Origin of the sequence: Porphyromonas sp. HMSC077F02, from assembly GCF_001815465.1 — a bacterium.
Classification (GTDB): Bacteria; Bacteroidota; Bacteroidia; order Bacteroidales; family Porphyromonadaceae; genus Porphyromonas_A; species Porphyromonas_A somerae.
Genome location: NZ_KV820668.1, coordinates 67967 through 70268, shown reverse-complemented (window position 1 = coordinate 70268; position 2302 = coordinate 67967). Strand labels below are relative to the sequence as shown.

The 2302-nt window shown below is 45.7% G+C and carries 1 protein-coding gene and 1 tRNA gene; one reads left to right on the top strand and one right to left on the bottom strand.

Annotated features, from left to right (window positions below):
* Positions 1 to 96 precede the first annotated feature (96 nt).
* Complete coding sequence (locus tag HMPREF3027_RS04755; RefSeq protein ID WP_371440877.1) at positions 97 to 1401, bottom strand: hypothetical protein; 1305 nt, start codon at positions 1399 to 1401, stop codon at positions 97 to 99.
* 406 nt (positions 1402 to 1807) lie between these two features.
* Between HMPREF3027_RS04755 and HMPREF3027_RS04750 the strand changes: the two genes are divergently transcribed.
* Positions 1808 to 1880, top strand: a tRNA-His gene (locus HMPREF3027_RS04750).
* Positions 1881 to 2302: the final 422 nt, after the last annotated feature.

Genomic DNA, 2302 nt, shown 5'->3' with positions numbered 1-2302 from the left:
CACCCCATCACGCAGAATATCGGATGAGGCAAAATAACTTGTTCATCGCTGTATATTTTTATTTTATTATTTTGTTTTCTGAATAAAGAGGTTATGCTACTTCAAGAAAAATCCCGAGTAAGCCACGCCAAGTGATATGCTAGGTTCATTATTAAACTCCTTCTTCAAGAGTCTAATGCTGTACTCGCCCTTGATCATCAGCTCCTTCATTGGGTAGTAATTGAATCCTGCCGCAATTCGCTGTCTATCAGTCCAAGTGTAATCGCTATTGCCCTTAACTGGATGGTAGGCATCATAATTTTCGTAGGCACCAAAGAGATAAAGCTTTTGACGCCCATCTCGCTTAGAGGGGAATAGATACAAGAGGTCATAACCGGCCTGTATCGAGGCTGCATGTGCCCGATCCCCCACGAGTGTACGCTTGTAGGGCGATGATGCACTCTGCGCGCGATTGTGCTGCGAAATGATACCAGCATCGCCTAGGTGACCATAATCAAAGCTACCCATCGCACGGAATCCATAGCCATTGTAGCTAAAGTCGGCAGAGCCGATGGTTACGGCACCACGCACGCCCTGATATTTGCCTCGCTCATCGCTCTGAAGTGTGTTATTGAACGACTCTCCATAATACCCGCTCAGACCGATACGTAGTCCTTTAATGGGATAAAAATCGAGGCGTAGAGCTACAGCGTATTTATTGGAGGGAGTGAATTCAAAGGCACTTGCAGAGCCATTCTTTATCCACTGATCCTTACTAAAGAGTAGCGAATTGAGGCCGGGAAGCAGCATCGCTTGATAGCGCATAAAACGCCACTTGCCCCAAAGCGAAATACCGGTTTGGTGCCACGTACAAGGCAGTATCTGGTTTTCACCCTCTGGTCGGTACACCGTGAAAAACTCATTAGGCAGGTGGTGCGCATTAGTATAGCCTACAGGCACAATATCGTGACCCAATCGGATATTAAAATAGGGGGTAAAGGACTTCTGTAGCCAGAACTGCTCCAGGGCTACCTCACCTCCACGCTCTATCTCCTTCTCCCACTCGCCAAATTCCTCATCCTCGATCTCCATGGCACTCTCCACTCCGCCATGCTCTATCTCCAGCTCGGTATTGAGCGACCAGCCGTGGCCAAAGTCATAGCCTAGCATCAGTACCACATGAGGCAAATCTACAGCACCTCGACTAGGCACATCTTTGTAGCGATCCGCCTTGCTGTACCGATTCACATTGTCAGAGTAAAAGTAGCGACTTGCTACGGCCTCTCCATAACCTCCTAGCGTTAGACGACTTCGGGCTGGCTTTACACTATCCGTCTTGCAACATTGTGCATTGGCAAAGCTTAGCGAAGCCACAGAAAGCACGAAGAGTAACGATGTCTTGAATAAAACCTTTCTTATCATCATATCTATATTGTTATTTTTGATGCAAAGTTATGGAGATGGGTACCCATTGTCAATACCTAATTGATATGATTTTTTTAGGCCTTTTTAAAAATCTTTTCCCAACTCTCCGTAAAGGCAAACATGACGCTTACCACCTCACTACTTCCCTATTAGCTTCGCCCTCAACTCCAAGCTGGATAACAAGCATTTTTGTATTATTAAGGAAATAATATCAAAAATAATATACCTACATCTTGTGATACAAAGGAGCACGCCCTTATGACAGATTATAGTAATTGCTCGCAAGAGAGATCTGTAATAGCCAACAATCAGAGTGTCTATGATTATTTTGGGTGGTTTCTTTTGGATTATAGAAATATTATGTATCTTTGTCCACGCGATTAGAATTATCTAGTCGGACATGGTGGACGTAGCTCAGCTGGTAGAGCCCTGGATTGTGGTTCCAGTTGTCGCGGGTTCGATCCCCGTCGTTCACCCTAAATGAAGTAGGCGGAAGGCTAATTAGCTTTCCGCCTACTCTTTTTATATATTGCCACACTTTAGATATCGCCTTCGTGCAACAGTCTCATATAAGTTGTTGAGGGTAATAGAGTAAGGTTCTCGCAGAGGCCCGCCCTATAAACACTCAGATAAATGCAACACGATACGACGCTCTAAAACGTAACCCCGGGTTACGCACTAGAAAGATCTTACCGTATGAGCTTATAGCAGAGAGTTGATAAGAAAGGATCTCGGAGAGGTCCGTGTTAAATAGGCACAGGTCGGAGGGGCAAAGCCCCGAACGACCTGTGTGTAAGAGCATATTCCCTAACTCTATGACCCCGGCTGAGGGGTCAGACCTAAATAAGGTTGTCCGACCCCTAGGCCGGGGTCGTAAGGGTGTTTTGCACATCGTTAT